Annotated in this window: 3 protein-coding genes; all 3 read left to right on the forward strand. The window is 42.4% G+C overall.

What is annotated here, in order from left to right:
• Positions 1–501, forward strand: a 501-nt coding sequence (locus tag H8706_RS12025) for a DNA adenine methylase (protein WP_262432830.1), incomplete at its 5' end; no start/stop codon positions are given.
• On the forward strand, positions 498–929 hold the full coding sequence (locus H8706_RS12030) for a DNA adenine methylase (RefSeq protein WP_262432832.1): 432 nt from the start codon (positions 498–500) through the stop codon (positions 927–929). The genes H8706_RS12025 and H8706_RS12030, both read left to right, overlap by 4 nt.
• Positions 910–1,170 carry a hypothetical protein gene (locus H8706_RS12035; RefSeq protein ID WP_262432831.1) on the forward strand — a complete coding sequence of 87 codons (261 nt, stop codon included), beginning with the start codon at positions 910–912 and terminating at the stop codon, positions 1,168–1,170. Before H8706_RS12030 ends, H8706_RS12035 begins: the two co-directional genes overlap by 20 nt.
• The last annotated feature ends 67 nt before the right edge of the window (positions 1,171–1,237 follow it).

The following is a 1,237-nucleotide window of genomic DNA, read 5'->3' on the forward strand; positions in this document are numbered from 1 at the left end:
GGAAGATATATCGAGGTGTTCGGCGGAGGAGCTTCTGTTCTCTTTGCAAAGATGAAAGAAAGGTTTGAGGTGTATAACGATTTTAACGGCGACCTTGTAAATATGTTCAGATGTGTAAAGGAAAGGCCGCTGGCGTTAATCAAAGCCTTAAATTTTTTGCCGCTTCACAGCAGGCAGGAGTTTAGTATACTGCAAAACTTCTTAAACGGCGAGGAGCCGGAATATCCGTATATGCAGGAAGAATTGCAGACGGCAAACGAGTATTTTAACAAACGGGATGCAGAGGAAATCGTAAAGATTTTAACAGAGAAATCGCAGCTTTACGATGTGGAGAGGGCGGCAGCCTTTTACAAGCTCATAAGATACAGCTACGGCAGCGGAGGCAAAAGCTTCGGCGGCCAGCCCGTAAATCTTTTGAGTACACTGGAAACGCTCTCTGCGGCGGCATTCAGGCTGAGAGAGACTGTGATTGAGAATAAAGACTTTTTGAAAGCCTTATAAAACAGTACGACAGATACGAGTCGTTTTTCTATCTTGATCCGCCGTATGTTGAAACGGAAGGTCATTATATGGTGGAGTTTCCGAAAGAAGACCATGTCAGACTGTATGACACCTTAAAAGAAATTAAGGGCAAATTTTTATTGTCGTACAATGACTGCGAATTTGTTAAGGAACTGTATAAGGACTATACGATTGTTGAGCATACCCGTGCAAACTCTCTTGCCCACAGATACGATTCAGGTAGCAGGTTCAAGGAGCTGCTGATCGCAAACTACGATATAAACGAAAGAAGAAAAAACGAACCGATACAATTAAGTTTATTTGGAGATGGTGATTATGAGTTTAACTATTTACAGGACTACAGGTACAAGAGGCCGAATCACACTACCGTTTTTATTCCGAGAACTATTGAGGAAAATAGGACATAACACATACATCAAAGTTGTGTTTGACGGTGTTCGGCTGATTATCACACCTATGGTGGAAAGCGGAAAATTCCTGCACGAGTACGACGCAGGGGTACGGCTTACCGAAAATGAAGCGAATGAGCTTCTTGAAGGCTACACAAAGGAATCGCTTGAAAATATGCACGCAGCGGTGCAGAAAAGATTAAAAATGTGTGCTGAAGTTCGTCATACAACTCGTAAGTCGTATTATCAAAGTCGATAAAAAAGTTGTGGTCGCAGGAGTTCAAGCCGTAAACATTGTTGTTAAAGTTATATGCACCCGAACCGTC

The organism is Qingrenia yutianensis (assembly GCF_014385105.1).
Lineage (GTDB): Bacteria > Bacillota > Clostridia > UMGS1810 > UMGS1810 > Qingrenia > Qingrenia yutianensis.